This window comes from Streptomyces sp. NBC_01306, assembly GCF_026340465.1.
Classification (GTDB): domain Bacteria; phylum Actinomycetota; class Actinomycetes; order Streptomycetales; family Streptomycetaceae; genus Streptomyces.
In genome coordinates this window covers 3215807-3235292 of the sequence record NZ_JAPEPC010000001.1, presented here as the reverse complement: position 1 = coordinate 3235292, position 19486 = coordinate 3215807, and the positions used below count along the sequence as shown (strand labels likewise).

The 19486-nt window shown below is 69.6% G+C and carries 18 protein-coding genes; 11 read left to right on the top strand and 7 right to left on the bottom strand.

What is annotated here, in order from left to right; all coding sequences use genetic code 11:
• Positions 1–11: 11 nt before the first annotated feature.
• The gene (locus OG385_RS14065; protein WP_266854985.1) at positions 12–1301 is read right to left on the bottom strand and encodes a cytochrome P450; all 1290 of its coding nucleotides are present in this window, start codon (positions 1299–1301) and stop codon (positions 12–14) included.
• A gap of 316 nt (positions 1302–1617) precedes the next feature.
• On the opposite strand from OG385_RS14065, the gene OG385_RS14060 reads away from it, so the two are divergent.
• Both OG385_RS14060 and OG385_RS14055 read left to right on the top strand, forming a co-directional pair.
• A complete protein-coding gene (locus OG385_RS14060; protein ID WP_266854983.1) occupies positions 1618–2127 on the top strand; it encodes a tyrosinase family oxidase copper chaperone in 510 nt (169 codons plus the stop codon).
• A gap of 19 nt (positions 2128–2146) precedes the next feature.
• A complete protein-coding gene (locus OG385_RS14055; protein ID WP_266854981.1) occupies positions 2147–3007 on the top strand; it encodes a tyrosinase family protein in 861 nt (286 codons plus the stop codon).
• A 141-nt stretch (positions 3008–3148) separates the two neighbouring features.
• Here OG385_RS14055 and OG385_RS14050 read toward each other — a convergent pair whose 3' ends face one another.
• A complete protein-coding gene (locus OG385_RS14050; protein WP_266854979.1) occupies positions 3149–3442 on the bottom strand; it encodes a chaplin in 294 nt (97 codons plus the stop codon).
• Between the two features lie 424 nt (positions 3443–3866).
• Here OG385_RS14050 and dnaK point away from each other — a divergent pair, with 424 nt between their 5' ends.
• From dnaK to OG385_RS14030, 4 genes are all read left to right on the top strand, one after another.
• Positions 3867–5729: a molecular chaperone DnaK gene (gene dnaK / locus OG385_RS14045; RefSeq protein WP_266854977.1), complete on the top strand. Its 1863-nt coding sequence runs from the start codon at positions 3867–3869 to the stop codon at positions 5727–5729.
• Positions 5726–6379 carry a nucleotide exchange factor GrpE gene (grpE, locus tag OG385_RS14040; protein WP_266854975.1) on the top strand — a complete coding sequence of 218 codons (654 nt, stop codon included), beginning with the start codon at positions 5726–5728 and terminating at the stop codon, positions 6377–6379. Before dnaK ends, grpE begins: the two co-directional genes overlap by 4 nt.
• A gap of 71 nt (positions 6380–6450) precedes the next feature.
• Positions 6451–7641, top strand: a complete 1191-nt coding sequence (dnaJ, locus tag OG385_RS14035; protein ID WP_266854973.1) for a molecular chaperone DnaJ — start codon at positions 6451–6453, stop codon at positions 7639–7641.
• A gap of 1 nt (position 7642) precedes the next feature.
• Positions 7643–8110: a helix-turn-helix domain-containing protein gene (locus OG385_RS14030; protein WP_266854971.1), complete on the top strand. Its 468-nt coding sequence runs from the start codon at positions 7643–7645 to the stop codon at positions 8108–8110.
• A 52-nt stretch (positions 8111–8162) separates the two neighbouring features.
• Here OG385_RS14030 and OG385_RS14025 read toward each other — a convergent pair whose 3' ends face one another.
• Both OG385_RS14025 and OG385_RS14020 read right to left on the bottom strand, forming a co-directional pair.
• The gene (locus tag OG385_RS14025) at positions 8163–9146 is read right to left on the bottom strand and encodes a LuxR C-terminal-related transcriptional regulator (protein ID WP_266854969.1); all 984 of its coding nucleotides are present in this window, start codon (positions 9144–9146) and stop codon (positions 8163–8165) included.
• A 196-nt stretch (positions 9147–9342) separates the two neighbouring features.
• Complete coding sequence (locus OG385_RS14020; protein WP_266854968.1) at positions 9343–10320, bottom strand: helix-turn-helix transcriptional regulator; 978 nt, start codon at positions 10318–10320, stop codon at positions 9343–9345.
• A 399-nt stretch (positions 10321–10719) separates the two neighbouring features.
• Between OG385_RS14020 and OG385_RS14015 the strand changes: the two genes are divergently transcribed.
• On the top strand, positions 10720–11049 hold the full coding sequence (locus OG385_RS14015) for a (2Fe-2S)-binding protein (RefSeq protein ID WP_266854966.1): 330 nt from the start codon (positions 10720–10722) through the stop codon (positions 11047–11049).
• Positions 11050–11161: 112 nt separating this feature from the next.
• Here OG385_RS14015 and OG385_RS14010 read toward each other — a convergent pair whose 3' ends face one another.
• Positions 11162–11566 (bottom strand): pyridoxamine 5'-phosphate oxidase family protein, encoded by a 405-nt coding sequence (locus OG385_RS14010; protein WP_266854964.1) that lies wholly within the window; start codon positions 11564–11566, stop codon positions 11162–11164.
• A gap of 256 nt (positions 11567–11822) precedes the next feature.
• On the opposite strand from OG385_RS14010, the gene clpB reads away from it, so the two are divergent.
• On the top strand, positions 11823–14423 hold the full coding sequence (gene clpB, locus OG385_RS14005; RefSeq protein WP_266854962.1) for an ATP-dependent chaperone ClpB: 2601 nt from the start codon (positions 11823–11825) through the stop codon (positions 14421–14423).
• Between the two features lie 304 nt (positions 14424–14727).
• The gene (locus OG385_RS14000; protein ID WP_266854961.1) at positions 14728–15264 is read left to right on the top strand and encodes a YbjN domain-containing protein; all 537 of its coding nucleotides are present in this window, start codon (positions 14728–14730) and stop codon (positions 15262–15264) included.
• A gap of 85 nt (positions 15265–15349) precedes the next feature.
• Here the strand turns inward: OG385_RS14000 and OG385_RS13995 are convergent, their stop codons facing one another.
• Positions 15350–16414: a hypothetical protein gene (locus OG385_RS13995; protein WP_323183759.1), complete on the bottom strand. Its 1065-nt coding sequence runs from the start codon at positions 16412–16414 to the stop codon at positions 15350–15352.
• Between the two features lie 299 nt (positions 16415–16713).
• Entirely contained in the window at positions 16714–17910 is a 1197-nt protein-coding gene (locus OG385_RS13990) for a pyridoxal phosphate-dependent aminotransferase (RefSeq protein WP_266854959.1), read from the bottom strand.
• Positions 17911–18060: 150 nt separating this feature from the next.
• Here OG385_RS13990 and OG385_RS13985 point away from each other — a divergent pair, with 150 nt between their 5' ends.
• Complete coding sequence (locus OG385_RS13985; RefSeq protein WP_266854958.1) at positions 18061–18363, top strand: hypothetical protein; 303 nt, start codon at positions 18061–18063, stop codon at positions 18361–18363.
• 568 nt (positions 18364–18931) lie between these two features.
• Positions 18932–19450: a DUF2617 family protein gene (locus tag OG385_RS13980; protein ID WP_266854956.1), complete on the top strand. Its 519-nt coding sequence runs from the start codon at positions 18932–18934 to the stop codon at positions 19448–19450.
• The last annotated feature ends 36 nt before the right edge of the window (positions 19451–19486 follow it).

Here is a 19486-nt window from a genome sequence, read left to right as displayed (position 1 = left end):
CCCGCCCGCTGTCACTGCGCGGGCGGGTCGAAGGCGAACCGCAGCGCCCGCACCCTGTTGTCGAAGTTCGAGCCGGCCAGCTCGGGCAGACCCACCGCACGGAGCGCCTGCGGGCGGCTCAGCAGCTCCCGGAAGAGCGCCTTGATCTCCTGCCGCGCCAGGTGCGAGCCCAGGCAGAAGTGCGGACCGCCGCCGCCGTACCCCAGATGCGGGTTCGGGCTGCGGGTGATGTCGAAGGCGTCCGGGTCGGTGAAGACCGCCTCGTCGCGGTTGGCCGACGCGTAGTAGAGGACCACCTTGTCGCCCGGCCGGAAGAGGTGCCCGCCCAGCGTGTACTCGGTCCGTACCGTCCTGCGGAACTGGATGATCGGCGTCGAGTGCCGTACGACCTCGTCGACCGCCCCGTCGGCGTACCGCTCGAAGTCCGACGTGAGCAGGGCACGCTGCTCCGGGTTCTCGGTCAGCAGCGTCAGCGCGTGGGTGATCGCGTTCCGGGTGGTCTCCACCCCGGCCACCATCAGCAGCGAGAAGAACGAGCCCAGGCTGCGGGCGCCGAGCCCCTGCCCGTCGACGTCGGCGCGCACCAGCGCGGAGATCAGGTCACCGGTGGGCCGGCGCCGCCGCTCGCGGCCGAGTGCCACCATCATCAGATGCATCCGGGCCAGCGCCCGCAGCCCGCGCCCGGGGTCGCGCAGCCGGGCGCCGATGCCGCGCCGCACGCCCGCGTTCTCCGACGCGTGGTCGACACGGCCCGCGATGTCGGCGCGGTAGCGCTCCGGGATGCCCATGAGGTTGCAGATGACCTCGAACGGCATCCGCGAAGCCACCGACGCCACGAACTCGCCGGGCCGCTGCGCGATCATGTCGTCCACGATCCGCCCGGCGACCCGGCGGATGTCCTCATCGGCAGCGGCGAGCAGCCGCGGTGTGAAGGCCCGGGAGACCACCCGGCGGAGCTGGGTGTGGTGCGGGGCGTCCAGGTTGACCATGGAATCGCCGAACAGGAACCTGACCCAGCGGGCGGGCTCCGGCGTGGTGACACCGGGGGCGCTGGCGAACACCTCGGGCAGCCGGCTGGCCCGCACCACGTCGGCGTGGCTGACCAGTGCGTAGAACCCCTGCTCGGGCCTGCGCCAGGTGGCGGGACGCTCGGTGAAGTACACGGGGCGGCCGAGCTTACGGAGCGCGGCGAAGGCGTCCAGCCTTACGGCGCACGGCAGTTGCCAGAACAACGGGTCGGCGAGATCCGCCTCCGCCGGGTGAACCGTGTGCCGCACGGCCGGCCGTGCCGGGACCCTCATCCGTCGATGTCCTTCCCGCCGGGCCGAACAGCCCTGGTCCGGCCGTCATCGTGGCGCATCCACGGCGGCGCCGGCCGTCCCCGCCCGGCCGGGCGGACAAGTTCCCGCCCCGGCGCGGGACATTCCCCTCGTACGGCCGAACGGCCGCCGGGCCGGGAGCAGCGGAGTGAGCCGCAGCTGCTGGTCGGCGCGCCGATGTTGTGACTTGTCTGAATAACTGTTTCCTCGTGCCGTCGTTGTCACCGAAGGCGCGGCCCCGTGTGCAGCGTGCGCGGCGGACCGCACTGACCAGCGGGGTGAACCGGAAGGAGCCAGGATGAGAACGTCCACGCGCGGCACGGCGGGGAGGGAGCGGGCGGGATCGCGAGGGCAGTCGGGTCAGGCAGGACCGGCCGACCCGACAGGTCGTCAGGGACCCACGAAGCAGCCGGAGCTGCTGTCCCGTCGCGGTGCGCTGCGCGCCCTGTTCGCGGCGGGCGCGGTCGGCGGTACGGCGGTGGCGCTGGCCCCGATCGTGCGAACGGCCGCCAAGGGCCAGGAGGGCGACGACGGGAAGAACGTCCTGTCACCGGGGCCGCCGCAGGAGCTGCGGAACGTGTTCGACGAGATGTACCGGGGCCGGCGCATCCGGGGCCGCGCGGAGGGCGGCTACACCGAGGTGACCGTCGACGGCAGGCCGCTGCACCTCATGCGGCGGGCCGACGGCAGCTATCTCAGCATGGTCGACCACTACGAGTCGTACCCGACGCCCCTCGCGGCGGCGCGCGCCGCGGTCGATGAACTGGGCGCGGCTCAGCTGTCGTTGACACTCATGCACCAGCTCTGACCGGGGAGGTTCCTGACTCGTGTACACCCGCAAGAACCAGAAGGACCTCACGGCCACCGAGAAGAGGCGGTTCGTCTCCGCCGTCCTGGAGGTCAAGCGCTCCGGCCAGTACGACGACTTCGTCCGCACGCACGGCGAGTACTACGTGCCGGACGGTTCGCGGGGGAAGCGGGTCGCCCACATGGCGCCCACCTTCTTCCCCTGGCACCGGCGCTTCGTGCTGGAATTCGAGCGCGCCCTCCAGGCGGTCGACCCCAGTGTCACCGTGCCCTACTGGGACTGGACGGTCGACAACACCCCGGCTGCCGGGCTCTGGGGAGACGACTTCCTCGGCGGCGACGGCAGGAGGTCGGACGAGCAGGTGATGACCGGGCCCTTCGCGTACCGCGAGGGGAACTGGGAGGTCACGGTCGGCGTGACCGACAACCGGTTCCTGACCCGCAACTTCGGCCGCCCCGCCCGCCCCGTTTCGCTGCCGAGCCGGGCCGATCTGGCCCGCGCGATGAGGGAACCGCTGTACGACGCGGCCCCGTGGGACTCCACCGTGCCGAACGGGTTCCGCAACACCTTCGAGGGCTGGTCGGTCGGCAACGGCCCGCCCTGGCGCAACCACAACCTGGTGCACCGCTGGGTGGGCGGCGCGATGAACACCGCGACCTCGCCCAACGACCCGGTCTTCTGGCTGCACCACTCCTTCTGCGACCTGGTGTGGGACCGCTGGCAGAAGGCGCATCCGCACGCCGGGTTCGTCCCCGCCAGGAAGCTCTCCCCGAACGATCCGCAGAGCGGCCGGATCTTCAGCCTGGACGAGCCGATGGAGCCGTGGGGCGTCAAGCCGTCGTCGCTGCTGAGCCATGCGTCGCTCTACCGGTACGCCTGAGAGAGCGGTACAGCCGGGACCCTGCGGACACGCGGACCCTGCGGACACGGCTGCGGCCATCCCCTCGGAGGGGATGGCCGCAGGTCGCGGGAGGCGCTGCCTCCCGCCGTTTCAGCTGGGTCGGACCGGTGGGCCGGTCTCTCAGTTGCCGTAGCCGTCGTGGCCGTAGCCACCGTGGTCGTGGTCGTGGCCGCGGTCGGCGTTGACGCAGGTGTTGCCGAACGCCGGGTTCAGCAGACCGATGACGTTGACGGTGTTGCCGCAGAGGTTCACCGGGATGTGCACCGGGACCTGGACCTGGTTGCCGGAGATGACACCCGGGGAGCCGACAGCGGCACCGTGGGCTCCGGCGTCGGCGGCGGCCAGACCGGCGGAGCCGGCCAGGACGGCGCCGGTGCCCGCGAGTACGGCAGCGGCCTTCGCGATACGCGACATTGCGTTCTCCTTGGAACATTGGAACAGGAACATTCAGGGTCAGCCGCAGCGATTTCACGGTCTGACGTGTCGTTCAACGCCGCAGCGCACCGGCGGTAACGGATCACGATCAAAGTCACCGGGGTTCGGGCGAAGGGCCGGCGGTTCCCGCGGAAGCGGAATCGCGCCGGGCGATGACCTATTCGGGGCGATAGGCTCATTCGTGGCATCTGCCGTGGCATTCTGCGGTGCCACGCTTCCCGCGCTGGGCCCCTGTGAGCCCCGGCCGGACCCGGCCGCACCCACTCCCACCAGGGCTTTTCCTGCGTTGCGCATAAGACCGGGATAAAAGTTGAGCGTCCTCGGCTCAGGTCGGTTGACTCCGCGGGATCTGTCGTGCACTCTTGAGCCAGTTCCACTCAAGTAGTCAGCTGGAGGATTCACCATGGCACGTGCGGTCGGCATCGACCTGGGCACGACTAACTCCGTCGTCAGCGTTCTCGAAGGCGGCGAGCCCACCGTCATCACCAACGCCGAAGGCGCCAGGACCACGCCGTCCGTCGTCGCCTTCGCCAAGAACGGCGAGGTGCTCGTCGGCGAGGTCGCCAAGCGCCAGGCAGTCACGAACGTCGACAGGACCATCCGGTCGGTCAAGCGCCACATGGGCACCGACTGGAAGATCGACCTGGACGGCAAGAGCTTCAACCCGCAGCAGATGAGCGCCTTCATCCTGCAGAAGCTGAAGCGTGACGCCGAGTCGTACCTGGGGGAGAAGGTCACCGACGCGGTGATCACTGTCCCGGCGTACTTCAACGACTCCGAGCGCCAGGCGACGAAGGAGGCCGGCGAGATCGCGGGCCTGAACGTCCTGCGCATCGTCAACGAGCCGACGGCCGCCGCTCTGGCGTACGGGCTCGACAAGGACGACCAGACCATCCTCGTCTTCGACCTCGGCGGCGGCACCTTCGACGTGTCGCTCCTGGAGATCGGTGACGGCGTGGTCGAGGTCAAGGCCACCAACGGTGACAACCACCTCGGTGGTGACGACTGGGACCAGCGCGTCGTCGACTACCTGGTGAAGCAGTTCGCCAACGGTCACGGCGTGGACCTGGCCAAGGACAAGATGGCTCTCCAGCGTCTCCGCGAGGCCGCGGAGAAGGCGAAGATCGAGCTGTCGTCCTCGACCGAGACCACGATCAACCTGCCGTACATCACGGCGTCGGCCGAGGGCCCGCTGCACCTGGACGAGAAGCTCACGCGCTCGCAGTTCCAGCAGCTCACCGCCGATCTGCTGGACCGCTGCAAGAGCCCCTTCCACAACGTCATCAAGGACGCGGGCATCCAGCTCTCCGAGATCGACCACGTCGTTCTCGTCGGTGGCTCGACCCGCATGCCGGCCGTCGCGGAGCTCGTCAAGGAGCTCACAGGTGGCCAGGACGCCAACAAGGGTGTGAACCCGGACGAGGTCGTCGCGATCGGCGCCTCGCTCCAGGCCGGTGTCCTCAAGGGTGAGGTCAAGGACGTCCTGCTCCTCGACGTGACGCCGCTGTCCCTCGGTATCGAGACCAAGGGAGGGATCATGACGAAGCTCATCGAGCGCAACACCACGATCCCGACCAAGCGTTCCGAGATCTTCACGACGGCCGAGGACAACCAGCCGTCCGTGCAGATCCAGGTCTACCAGGGCGAGCGCGAGATCGCGGCGTACAACAAGAAGCTCGGGATGTTCGAGCTGACCGGTCTGCCGCCGGCCCCGCGCGGTGTGCCGCAGATCGAGGTCGCCTTCGACATCGACGCCAACGGCATCATGCACGTCGCTGCCAAGGACCTCGGCACCGGCAAGGAGCAGAAGATGACCGTCACCGGTGGCTCCTCGCTGCCGAAGGACGAGGTCAACCGGATGCGCGAAGAGGCCGAGCAGTACGCGGACGAGGACCACAAGCGCCGCGAGGCCGCCGAGTCGCGCAATCAGGGCGAGCAGCTCGTCTACCAGACCGAGAAGTTCCTCAAGGACAACGAGGACAAGGTCCCGGGCGACGTCAAGACCGAGGTCGAGGAGGCCCTCACCGAGCTGAAGGAGAAGCTCAAGGGTGAGGACACCGCCGAGATCCGTACGGCCACCGAGAAGGTCGCCGCGGTCTCGCAGAAGCTCGGCCAGGCGATGTACGCGAACGCCGAGGGCGCCGCTGCCGCAGGCGGTGCGCCGGGTGCCGAGGGTACGGAGCAGGCCACCGATGCTCCTGACGACGTGGTCGACGCCGAGATCGTGGACGACGAGAAGGACGGCCGTCAGGGAGGCGCCGCATGACGGAGGAGACTCCGGGCTTCGAGGAGGAGCCCGGCGCGACCTCCGAAGACGCCGCGTCGAAGGCCGCCGGGCCCGACTCCGGGAAGGAGTCGGAGCCGGCGGCCCCGGCAGGGGACGCACAGAGCAGCGGTCAGAACAGTCAGGAAACAGCACTCACCGCCCAGCTGGACCAGGTCCGTACCGCGCTCAGTGAGCGCACCGGGGACCTCCAGCGGCTCCAGGCGGAGTACCAGAACTACCGCCGCCGGGTGGAGCGGGACCGGGTCCAGGTCAAGGAGGTCGCCATCGCGAACCTGCTGTCCGAACTCCTCCCGACCCTCGACGACATCGGTCGCGCCCGGGAGCACGGCGAGCTGGTCGGCGGCTTCAAGTCGGTGGCCGAGTCGCTGGAGACGGTCGCGGCGAAGATGGGCCTCCAGCAGTTCGGCAAAGAGGGCGAGCCCTTCGACCCGACGATCCACGAGGCCCTGATGCACTCGTACGCGCCGGACATCACCGAGGACACGTGCGTGGCGATCCTGCAGCCGGGGTACCGGTTCGGCGAGCGCACCATCCGTCCCGCACGGGTCGCGGTGGCCGAGCCCCAGCCGGGCGCGCAGTCCAAGGACGACGCGCCGGACGAGGACAGCGGTGGCCCGGACGAGGGCTGACATCAGTGAAGGCTGACATCAGTAGGGGCTGGCATCAGTATCAGTAGCGACCGGAAGGAGGGACGTCGGGGATGAGCACCAAGGACTTCGTCGAGAAGGACTACTACAAGGTTCTCGGCGTCCCGAAGGACGCCACCGAGGCCGAGATCAAGAAGGCGTACCGGAAGCTCGCCCGCGAGCTGCACCCGGACGCCAACAAGAGTGACGCCAAAGCCGAAGAGCGGTTCAAGGAGGTCTCCGAGGCGAACGACGTCCTCGGCGACCCCAAGAAGCGCAAGGAGTACGACGAAGCGCGTGCTCTCTTCGGCAACGGCGGCTACCGGCCAGGGCCCGGCGCCGGCGGCGGCTCCTTCAACTTCGACCTGGGGGACCTCTTCGGAGGCACCCCGGGCGGGGGAGCGGGGCAGCCGGGCGGCGCGGGCGGTTTCGGCGGCGGACTCGGGGACGTGTTCGGCGGGCTGTTCAACCGGGGCGGTCCCGGTACCACCCGCACCCAGCCGCGCCGCGGCCAGGACATCGAGTCCGAGGTGACGCTCAGCTTCACCGAGGCGGTCGACGGGGCCACGGTCCCGCTGCGGATGTCCAGCCAGGCGCCGTGCAAGGCCTGTTCGGGTACCGGCGACAAGAACGGCACCCCCCGGGTCTGCCCGACCTGCGTCGGCACCGGCCAGGTGTCGCGCGGCAGCGGCGGCGGCTTCTCACTGACCGACCCCTGCGTGGACTGCAAGGGCCGTGGGCTCATCGCCGAGAACCCCTGCGAGGTCTGCAAGGGTTCCGGGCGGGCGAAGTCCTCCCGGACCATGCAGGTAAGGATCCCGGCGGGCGTCTCCGACGGCCAGCGGATCAGGCTGCGCGGCAAGGGCACCCCGGGCGAGCAGGGCGGCCCGGCCGGTGACCTCTATGTGATCGTCCATGTCGACGCCCACCCGGTCTTCGGCCGCAGGGGCGACAACCTCACGCTCACCGTGCCCGTCACCTTCACGGAGGCGGCACTCGGCGGCGAGGTCAAGGTACCGACGCTCGGCGGGCCCCCGGTCACGCTGAAACTGCCCGCGGGTACGCCCAACGGCCGTACGATGCGGGCCCGGGGCAAGGGCGCCGTACGCAAGGACGGCACCCGGGGGGACCTGCTGGTCACCGTCGAGGTCGCCGTACCGGCGGATCTCAGCGACAAGGCACGTGAGTCGCTGGAGACGTACCGCGAAGCGACCGCGGGGCAGGACCCGCGCGCGGAGCTTTTCCAGGCCGTGAAGGGAGCTTGAGATGAATGGCCGCCGAGGACGACGTGACCCTGCCATGGGTTACGAACTGACCGACGAGACCCCCGTGTACGTCATCTCGGTCGCCGCTCAGCTCTCCGGCCTGCACCCGCAGACCCTGCGCCAGTACGACCGTCTCGGCCTGGTTTCACCGGGCCGGACGGCCGGCCGGGGCCGGCGGTACTCGGCCCAGGACATCGAGCTGCTCCGTACGGTGCAGCAGCTGTCCCAGGACGAGGGCATCAACCTCGCGGGCATCAAGCGCATCATCGAGCTGGAGCACCAGGTCGCCGCGCTCCAGTCCAGGGTCGCCGAACTCTCGGCGGCGGTGGACGGCGCGGCGGTGGCCATGCAGCAGCGCGAGGCACAGGTCCACGCCTCGTACCGGCGCGACCTGGTCCCGTACCAGGACATGCAGCAGACCAGCGCACTGGTGGTCTGGCGACCGAAGCCGAAGCGGTCGCCGGAGTAGGGCAGTTCGTGTGAGTGAGGTCCGAGGGCCGCTACCCGGAGGGTGGCGGCCCTCAGGCGTGTTCACGGCGGTTGTGGCTGTCGAGCATCCCGGACTGCGCGATGCGGACGCCCAGTTGCACCCGGTTCGTGGTGCCGAGCACGGTGGAGAGGTGTGCGATGTGGGTGCGGCAGGTGCGGACGCTGATCCCGAGCCGTTTGGCGACGGCTTCGTCGGGGTGTCCTTCGCTGAGGAGCCGGGCGACGGCGTACTGGCGCTCGGAGATCCCTGCCTCGGCCGGTACGGGTGGGGCGGGTTCGTGCAGGGGGATCCCCTGGCGCCAGAACCGTTCGAAGACGGTGGCGAGGTATTCGATCATTGCGGGGTGGCGCAGTTCCAGGGCGGTGGTGCGGTCCGCGCTGGCGGGGATGAACGCGACCGAGCGGTCGAAGATCATCAGGCGCTCGGGGATGTCGTCCAGGCTGCGGATCTCCAGGGAATGGCCCATCTTCTCCAGGTAGTTGCGCAGCCCCGGGCTGTGGAGCGATGCACGTTGGTAGAGGGTGCGCATGTGGGCTCCGCGCTCACGCAGCAGCAGGCCTCTGGGCAGGGCAGTGCGTAGTTCGAACTCGCTGCGCGGGCCAGGCTGGACACACAACGCCTCGGTGCGACAGTCGTTACTGGCACGACTAATGGCGGTGTTGATGCGGGGGAGGCCTTCCAGCACCACGACTCCGGGTGCGCGGTCCGATGGACCCGCGGTGTCGAGCGCCATGAATCGTTCCAAGGACTCCACGATCCTCACTTCCCGCGAACGGCGGTTGTGGATCTCTGACTCGATGTCCAAGAGCATGGCGTGGAGAGCCAGTGAGGGAGGAGTGGGGAGCATGCGTTCCGTGTCGTCGGGGTCCGGATGCAGGAGGCCCAGGTCGATGAGGCAGGGTGTCGAGTCTGCGGCCTTGCGCTCGATGTATCCCTGTCTCAGAGCTGTCGCGTATGTGAGGCTGCCGGTCTCGCACAGCTCTTCCACGCCATGTGTGTGCTGTAGTGCCGTCACTTCCGCCCCTCCCCGAGCCCCGGAGCGCTCTACTGCTGCGGGTAACTCTCGGATCTTGAAGGTACCCCCCTCATCAAGTTGCAGAACAGAAAGTTGAGGGTGGTCGGCCCGCCTTGGACACACCAGAATCATTGCTTGTAATGGGTGTGCCCAGTGGATGACCAACACGGAGGGGGTCTTTGCGCGAAGGCAGAAGTCAGTGCTCCAGGATGCCGGACCGTGCAATGAGGTAGCCCAACTGCGCCCGGCTACCGCTGCCGAGAATGGTGGAGAGTTTGGCGACGTGAGCCCGGCAGGTGCGTACGTTCATCCCGAGTCGACGGGCTATCGCCTCGTCCACGTGGCCCTCGACGAGGAGCTGGGCTATCGACCGCTGGACACCGCTGACGCCCTCGAGCGTGGGGTTGTAGGGGATCTCGTCCAGCAGTGGGATCGCGCGCTGCCAGAGTTGCTCGAACACCTTGACCAGATAGCTGACCAGCCCCGGGTGCCGGAGTTCGAGAGCGACCTGTTGGTCGTCCCTGGCGGGGATGAAGGCGACCGTGCGGTCGCAGATGATGAGCCTCCCGATGAGCTCCTCGAGGGTGCGGATCTCGACCTTCCCGGTGGCGACCCGGTCCACATAGGCGAGGGTTCCCGGACTGTGCCTGACGGTGTGCTGGTAGAGCGTGCGCATGCTGACGCCCCGGTCGACCAGCGGCCTGTCGCGCTCCAGGGCCTGGTTGAGAACATGCTCCCGGCGCCCGCCCCCGGGCTGGACGGTGAGCATCTCCGTATGACACTCGGCAGTGGCGAGATTGAGTGCGGCATTGATCCGCTCGACACCTTCGAGCACGGTGATGGCGTGGGTCAGTGCCGGATTCTGGGCACTGATTGTCATGAACGGCTCGAAAGATTCGGTCAGTTCGATCGAGAGCCGTCTACGGTCCTGGATGTCGCGTTCGATGGGGTGGAGACGCTGGGCCAGTGCTACGGACGGCGGAACCGGGCGCAGCCAGTTGGCGTCGTCGGGATCGGGGTGGAGCAGCGCGAATTCCACCAGACAGGGTGCGGGTTCCACCTCGGCACGGGCGATGCGTCCGGCGCTCAGGGCGCCGGCGTATAGCCGGGCCCCCTCGGCACACAACTCCCTAATGTCATGGGGATGCGTCGGTTCTGTGTCGTTTTTCGGCAAATCTCCACCCCCCAGGGTCCTGAACGTGCAAGAACATGATGCATCGCCCGTGTAGCGCTGACGTGCCGGAATGAGCCATCGTCTTGTCATGCGGGGGAGAAGACACCATCAAGTGAGGACGAAGCCGACTATGCGCAAGAAAATGCTTCGCTCGGTGCTTACCGCAGCCCTGACCGCTGCTGTCGCGTTCGGCGGCCTGGTCGGTGTGACCCTTGCCTCGAGCGGTGCGTCCAAGGCGACGCAGTCCGACAGCGGATGGGGAAGCGTGCACGCGGCGGCCCCTCTTGATAGTGGCTGGGGCATCCTTCCTGCGGACGGTGGCTGGCGCTCCTCTCGGGTCGCCGCTTCCACTGACAGCGGTTGGGGCGCGGTATCGGCTACTACTGTTCAGGCAGCAGCATGACCGTCCCACCGGACGACAGAGTCTTCCAGCGCGAGATGGCTGTCGCTTACCGCTCCGGGTGGCATTTCATCGACCTCGTCACGGCGATTCCGCACCGTGGTGATTCGTTGATGGTCACCCTGTTCGGTGAGCCGATCCTCGTCGTACGCGAGGACGACGGTGACGATGGTGACGTCCGCGCCTACCGGTGCCTGCGCAAGCCCCGGGGCGCCCCACAGCCTGTTCGCTGTGCCGTTCGCTACGGCATGGTGTTCGTGAACCTCGACCGGCGTGACCACCAGTTGTTCGACGTCGAGCCGACCACAGCTATCCCCCGCAGTGCCTGACGCGATTCCCCCGGCGTAACAGATCGCTCAGGTGCTTCCCCCACACAGCGGCGCCACCGTGACCTGAACACGGTGGCGCCGCTGTGCTGCGCGCGTGAGGTTCCGCCGCCGGTCAGGCGCGGCCCATCGCCCGCTCGACGATGATCTCGATCAGGACCCGGTCCGGGTTCTCGGTCGGCGTGCGCCCGTAGCGCTCCGCGTAGCGCCGTACCGCGTCGGCGACCGCGTCCGGCTCCGTACGGATCCTCGCGCGCCCCTCCAGCGTCGCCCAGCGGCCCGGCGCCACCTGGCAGACCGCGACCCGTGCGCCCTCGGGCCCCGCGGCCAGGATGTTGGCGACCTTCCGTGACTTCTTGTTGGCGATGACCCTGGCGATCCCGGCCTCCGGTTCCCACGTCACGCCGACCGGCACCAGATGCGGTGAACCGTCCGGGCGCGGGGTCGTCAAGGTGCAGCGATGGAATTCGCGCCAGAAGCTGAGGTAGGGCGGATCGGGGTTCCGTGGGTCAATGGCCATGGGCGCGAACCTATCCGGCCCCCGGACCCCGGCCGCCCCCGGTGTGGCAGAGATCCTGTCGGTCAGGGGGTGGCGGCCCTGTCAAATGTATGTTGAGTGGCATAGACTCAACTTTATGTACGGTGCCTGAGTCTAGGCAGGCTGAGTCGCTGCGCCGGGTCGTGGCACACAGGCCACACACGCCACACGGACCACACAGGCATCGCACCGAGTCACTGCAGGGACGGACCCGCCCCGCGAGGAGGAGAGCGCACACGTGGACGCCGAGCTGACCAACAAGAGCCGGGACGCGATCACCGCGGCGAACAGCCGCGCCGTGTCCGACGGCAACCCGGACCTGACCCCCGTACATCTGCTGCTCGCCCTGCTGGAGGGGCAGGACAACGAGAACGTCGTCGACCTGCTGGCGGCTGTCGAGGCGGACCAGGCGGTCATCAGGTCCGGCGCCGAGCGGCTGCTCGGCGGGCTGCCCAGCGTGACCGGGTCGACGGTCGCACCCCCGCAGCCGGACCGCGAGGTGCTCGCCGTCATCGCGGACGCCTCGAAGCGGGCCAAGGAACTGGGGGACGAGTACATCTCGACCGAGCATCTGCTCATCGGGATCGCCGCCAAGGGCGGCCACGCCGGCGAGCTGCTGACGCAGCAGGGCGCCGGTGCAAAGGAACTGCTGGAAGCGTTCGAGACGAGCAGGGGAGGGCGCCGGGTGACCACACCCGACCCCGAGGGTCAGTACAAGGCGCTGGAGAAGTTCGGTACGGACTTCACGGCCGCAGCGCGTGACGGCAAGCTCGACCCGGTCATCGGGCGGGACCACGAGATCCGCCGGGTGGTGCAGGTGCTGTCCCGGCGCACCAAGAACAACCCGGTGCTCATCGGCGAGCCCGGCGTCGGCAAGACGGCCGTCGTGGAGGGCCTCGCCCAGCGGATCATCAAGGGCGATGTGCCGGAGAGCCTCCGGAACAAGCGGCTGATCTCGCTCGACCTGGGTGCGATGGTCGCCGGTGCCAAGTACCGCGGCGAGTTCGAGGAGCGGTTGAAGTCCGTCCTGGCCGAGATCAAGGAGAGCGACGGCCAGGTCATCACCTTCATCGACGAGCTGCACACCGTCGTCGGCGCGGGCGCGGGCGGCGACTCCGCGATGGACGCGGGCAACATGCTCAAGCCGATGCTGGCCCGCGGCGAGCTGCGCATGGTCGGCGCGACGACCCTGGACGAGTACCGGGAGCGCATCGAGAAGGACGCCGCCCTGGAGCGGCGCTTCCAGCAGGTGCTGGTCGCCGAGCCGTCGGTCGAGGACACCATCGCGATCCTGCGCGGGCTCAAGGGCCGGTACGAGGCCCATCACAAGGTCCAGATCGCGGACGCGGCCCTGGTCGCCGCCGCGACCCTCTCCGACCGCTACATCACGTCCCGCTTCCTGCCCGACAAGGCCATCGACCTGGTGGACGAGGCCGCGTCCCGGCTGCGGATGGAGATCGACTCGTCCCCCGTCGAGATCGACGAGCTCCAGCGCTCCGTCGACCGGCTGCGGATGGAGGAGCTGGCCCTCAAGAACGAGTCGGACGCCGCGTCCAAGCAGCGCCTGGAGAAGCTGCGCCGCGACCTCGCCGACCGCGAGGAGGAGCTGCGCGGACTCACCGCACGCTGGGAGAAGGAGAAGGAGGGCCTCAACCGCGTCGGTGAGCTGAAGGAGCGCATCGACGGGCTCCGCGGCCAGGCCGAGCGTGCCCAGCGCGACGGTGACTTCGACACCGCGTCCAAGCTGCTCTACGGGGAGATCCCCGGCCTGGAGCAGGAGCTGGAGGAGGCCACCGCGGCCGAGGAGGAGGCCGCCAAGACCGCCGACACGAAGAGCACCATGGTCAAGGAGGAGGTCGGCTCCGACGACATCGCCGATGTGGTCGGCTCCTGGACCGGTATCCCGGCGGGCCGTCTTCTGGAGGGCGAGACGCAGAAGCTGCTCCGCATGGAGGACGAGCTGGGCCGGCGCCTGATCGGCCAGACCGAAGCCGTCGCTGCCGTCTCCGACGCCGTACGCCGCACCCGCGCAGGCATCGCCGACCCCGACCGGCCCACCGGCTCGTTCCTCTTCCTGGGCCCGACCGGCGTCGGCAAGACCGAGCTGGCCAAGGCGCTCGCGGACTTCCTCTTCGACGACGAGCGGGCCATGGTCCGCATCGACATGAGCGAGTACGGCGAGAAGCACTCGGTGGCCCGTCTGGTCGGCGCGCCTCCCGGCTATGTGGGGTACGAGGAGGGCGGCCAGCTCACCGAGGCGGTGCGCCGGCGCCCGTACAGCGTGGTGCTGCTCGACGAGGTGGAGAAGGCCCACCCCGAGGTCTTCGACGTGCTGCTCCAGGTCCTGGACGACGGACGCCTCACCGACGGTCAGGGCCGCACGGTGGACTTCCGCAACACCATCCTGATCCTGACCTCGAACCTGGGCAGCCAGTATCTGGTCGACCCGCTGACCAAGCCCGAGGAGAAGAAGAAGCAGGTCCTCGACGTCGTACGGGCCTCCTTCAAGCCCGAGTTCCTCAACCGCCTCGACGACCTGGTGGTCTTCTCGGCGCTGTCGGGGGACGAGCTGGCGCACATCGCGGGCCTCCAGATCGACCGCCTGGCCGCGCGCCTCGCCGACCGGCGGCTGACCCTGGACGTCACCCCCGGCGCGCTGGCCTGGCTGGCCGAAGAGGGCAACGACCCGGCGTACGGCGCCCGGCCGCTGCGCCGGCTGATCCAGACGGCGATCGGCGACCGGCTCGCGAAGGAGATCCTCGCGGGCGAGGTCACCGACGGCGACACGGTCCGGGTCGACCGGGTCGGCGACGGGCTGATCGTGGGGCGTGCGGAGTAGGGCGAACGGCTGTGTGACGGGCCCGTCACCCCTCCGGGGTCCCCCGGGGGTGACGGGCCCGTTCCTGTTACCCGTTCCTGTTACCCGTTCCTGTTACCCGTTCCTGTTACCCGTTCCTGTTACCCGTTCCTGTTACCCGTTCCTGTTCGCGGACACGAACCGCCACCACCGGCCGTACGGCGCGGTCGGACACCCAAGATCGGGCAAACCTGTCCGCCCCTGGCGGATAAGACCCGGCGGGGCTTGCCACGCCCCGCCCGCTATGGGAGAGGATGGCGGAACTCGTACGAAGGGCAATTCAAAGATGACCATCGACCCGTCCTCCATTCCGAACTTCGGGGGCCAGCCCGATCCGCAGGATTCAGGACCGGCGGGCCCCGTCGTTCCCGACCAGGATCTGGTCAAGCAGCTCCTTGAGCAGATGGAGCTGAAGTACGTCCTGGACGACGAGGGCGACCTCGCCGCGCCGTGGGAGGAATTCCGTACGTACTTCATGTTCCGCGGTGAGGACGACCAGCAGGTCTTCTCGGTGCGGACGTTCTACGACCGCCCGCACGGCATCGAGGAGAAGGTCCAGCTCCTGGAGCTGATCGACGACTGGAACCGCCGCACGCTGTGGCCCAAGGTCTACACGCACACTCACGACGACGGCAGCGTCCGGCTCATCGGTGAGGCGCAGATGCTCATCGGCACCGGCGTGGCCCTGGAGCACTTCGTGTCGTCCACGGTCAGCTGGGTCCGCGCCTCGATCGAGTTCGACAAGTGGCTCGTCGACCAGCTCGGTCTTGAGCAGGACCTGGAGTCCGGCAAGGGCGACGACGAGCCCGGCGACAACGCCTGAGCGGAGCGCCGGCAAGGCCTGCGCCTGCGACTGCCCCTGCAACGGTGCCTGCAACGGCCCCCTGCAACGGTGCCTGCGACGGTGCTCAGAGCGGTACGTCCGCGTCCGTCAGGAGATAGGCGCCGTAGCCGAGCGAAAGCCCGGCCAGGATCGAGATCACCACGATCACGGTTCCGGGCCGGGCTTTCGCCATCGACCGTGCGACCGGCAGCAGCAGCGGGAAGGCGGGCAGCAGAAAGCGCGGTCTGCACTCGAAGAACCCGCCGGCGCCCAGGACCACCAGCAGCAGCGCGCCCGTGTACACGAGCACCGGCAGGGGCGGCCTGGAGCGGTCCCGCAGGAGCCGTACGAAGAGCACCAGGGCGGCCCCCACGAGCACCACGCTGACCAGGACCGCCGGCGGCCGCGTCCCCAGCGCGATCTGCCCCAGGAGCGGCCCCCATCCGGCGCCGAAGTCGAACCGCGATCCCCAGCCGTCCTGCACGGTGAAGTACCCGCCGAGCAGATGGCCGGTGCGCGCCCCGGCCCACAGGACGTACCCGGCCCAGCCGAGCGGTGCGATCACCGCCGCGGCGCGGACCCTCCCGCGGGCGCGCCCCCGGGCCATCTCGTACAGCGCGGCAGCGCACACCGCCGCCGCGACCGCGTACCCGTTGGGCCGGGTGAGCCCCGCGCCGACGGCCAGCGCCGCGGCCCACAGCCACCGCCGGGTCAGCAGCGCGTAGAGCGACCAGGCGGCGAACGCCGTGAGCAGTGGCTCGGTGTACGCCATGGACAGCACGACGGAGTGCGGCAGCACCGCCCACAGCAGCACCAGCAGAGCCGCCACCCGGCGCCCGTACAGCCGCTCGCCCACCGCGTGGATCCCGCAGGCAGCCGCCACGGCCGAGGCCCAGGAGACCAGCAGCCCGGCGCCGCCGCCGGTGATCCGCAGCACGGCGGAGACGGCCGCCACGAGCCCGGGGTACAGCGGGAAGAAGGCCAGGTCGCTGAAGACCCGCCCGTTCGGCCCGAGGACCGTGCGGCCGTAGCCGTGCGCGGCGATCGAGCTGTACCAGCGGGAGTCCCAGGAGTCCCCGAGCAGCGCCACCGGGTCCCGCCCCTCGTACGCGGCCCAGATCGCCAGCACCGCGACCCCGGCGAGCCGCACGGCGAGGAAGAGCGCGACGGCCGGGGCGGCCCGGCGCAGCAGAGCGGCGCCCCCGGGGAGGGGCTTCTCGGCCGGTGCGGAGAGAGCCGCGGAGACAGCTTCGGAGACGGCCGCGGTGGGAGCTGCGGGGCTGGCTTCGGTGGGCCCGGCGTCGGTGGCTTCCCCGTCGGACGCTTCCGAGTCGGCGGACAGGGGGCACCTCCGGGGTGCGCGCTGAGTCGGTCGGTCCTTCCGACTCTCCGCGCCACCGGGCGCCCGCGCGACCGGGGTCGGCCGACCGGGTCAGCCGCCCAGCCGGATCAGCCGCTCAGTCGGCGCAGCCGTTCGCTCGCGTCCCGGAGCACCTCGTCCCGCTTGCAGAACGTGAAGCGCACCTGGCTGCGCCCCGCCTCCGGGTCGTCGTAGAACACCGAACTCGGCACCGCCACCACACCGCAGCGCTCCGGCAGCGCCCGGCAGAAGGCGAGTGCGTCCTTCTCGCCGAACGGGGCGATGTCGGTGGTGATGAAGTACGTGCCCTGCGGCTCGTACACGGTGAATCCGGCGGCGCGCAGGCCCGCGTCGAGCAGGTCGCGCTTGCGCAGCAGATCGGTCCTCAGGGTGGTGAAGTAGCTGTCCGGGAGCCGCAGGGCCTCGGCGACGGCGTACTGGAACGGCCCGGCGCTCACATAGGTCAGAAACTGCTTCGCCGTGCGGACCGCCGCGACGAGGGCCGGGGAGCCGGTGACCCAGCCGACCTTCCAGCCCGTGAACGCGTACGTCTTGCCCGCCGACGAGATGGACACCGTGCGCTCGCGCATCCCGGGCAGCGCCGCGATGGGGCTGTGCGTGCCTTCGTAGACAAGGTGCTCGTACACCTCGTCGGTGACCACGAGCAGGTCGTGTTCGATGGCGAGTGCGGCGATGGCGCCCCGCTCATCGGCGGTGAGGACCATCCCGGTGGGGTTGTGCGGCGAGTTGAGCAGCAGCAGCCGGGTGCGGGGCGTGATGGCGTCGCGCAGCGCGTCGAGGTCGGGGCGGAAGTCCGGGGCGCGGAGGGTCAGCGGTACGCGGACGGCGCCCGCCATGGCGATGCAGGCGGCGTACGAGTCGTAGAACGGCTCGAACGCGATGACCTCGTCGCCCGGCTCCAGCAGGGCGAGCATCGATGCGGCGATGGCCTCCGTGGCGCCCGCGGTGACCAGCACCTCCGTGTCGGGGTCGAAGCCGATGCCGTAGAAGCGGCGCTGGTGGTCGGCGATCGCCGAGCGGAGTTCCGGGATGCCCGGGCCCGGTGGGTACTGATTGCCCCGGCCGTCGCGCAGCGCCCGGACCGCCGCCTCGCGGACTTCCTCCGGGCCGTCGGTGTCCGGGAAACCCTGCCCCAGGTTGATCGAGCCGGTGGCCGTGGCCAGCGCCGACATCTCCGCGAAGATCGTCGTGCCGAGTCCGTCCAGCCTTCGGTTGAGCAGCGGCCGTCCGCCGACTTGGCCCGTGGCGCTTCGCGTAGTGGTCATGGCGGCCATCCTGCGCCGAACCTCTGGACTTCCTCAACTCCTGCTTGAGGCCGCGCGTACCGGGGATTGGCCTGTCACACGAGAAGTCCGGCAGCCGGGCGGGGACCGACGGGGGACCCCGCTCCGCCGGACGGATGAGAGGTGAGGGCCGTGGGCATTTTCATCGTGGCGGTGGTGGTGATCGTGCTGGTCGCGCTGGTGTCCGCAGACCGGAAGCGCGGCGGGCGCCGTGGCGGCCGAGGCCGGTCGTCCGCCGTGGGCGGTACCGCGGGCGGTACGGCGGGCGGCAGCTGGTGGGCGGGGGACAGCGGTTCGAGCGGTCACCACTCGGGCGGGCATTCCGGTGGGCACCACTCCTGCGGCGGGGGCGGCCACTCGTCCTGCGGCGGCGGGTCGTCGTGCGGGGGCGGTTCGTCGTGCGGCGGCGGCGGTGGCGGCTGCGGCTCCAGCTGACGCCGGGTAACTCCGCGTCCTGTTCCGCGTCCTGTTCCGCGGCCGTCTCCGGGCGCGGGCCTGTCTCAACTCCGCTCTGCGGCCGTCTCCGGGCGCGGTCCCCTCAACTCCGTTCTGCGGCCGGCATCCACGGGCGCCCGTCGGGTCAATCCCCGGCGGGCGCCCGCTGTTTGAGAGCCCGCTGCTTGAATGCCCGCTGCTTGCCCTCTGCTTGGGCTTTCTCGCTCCGCCACTGTGCCCCCGTGCCTCCACCCGGCCGGAGCGGTCGCCCAGCCGCTCGGCAGCAGGCCGTACAGCTCGCCCCGCGACTCACCTCGTGGCTCACCCGTATCCCCCTCACCACCGGTTTGTTGAACGTATGAACAGCGGAGCCCCCGAGGGGATGGAAACCCCGTCAAGTTGGGTAAAAACACTGTGAGCGTCGCGTACTTCGTGATTCCCTCCATGTGAGAAGAAGCAGTCCTCGGACCTGAGACCTGACCGTGGCCCATGCCGGCGTCTCTTTCCCTGACACCTGCTCCGGGGAGAACCCCGTCCATCTGCCGATTGTGTGTTGCGGAGCCCACCCATGCTCACGACCCTCAGTACCGCCTACACCGACACCCGTGCCGCCGATCTGGCCTGGGCGCTGGGCCGCGAACCGCTGCCCGCGCTCGCGGTCCTCGATCTCGAACTCGGCGGCGCCAAGCTCCAGATGAGGCTCCTCGGCGCCTCCCATCAGGTGCTTCTGGAGGAGGAGGGCGGCCATTGTTCCGAGACCGTCGCCTGCATTCCGGGCAGCAGCACCCCTTTACCGCTCGGCATCGCGGAGCGCGTCGGCGACTGGGGGTACGAGTTCGCGGCCTGCGTCGAGACGCTCTCGGCTTGTTCGTTCGCGGGGCGCGCACAGGAGTTGCTCGCGCTGGTCGCCGACCATCCGAACGGCATCGCCGGTACGTTCCCCGGCTCGCCGCACGCCTTCACCGCGATGCTCGCGCAGCGGCACGAGGGCCAGGTGCACTGGCGCACCTGGCATGCGTACCCACAGGAGGGGCAACTCGTGGTGACCCGTACACGCGTTGGGGTGCGTATCCCCGTCGAAGCCTGATCGCCCCCTCGTGGGTTACAGGTTGCGTGCGGTGCG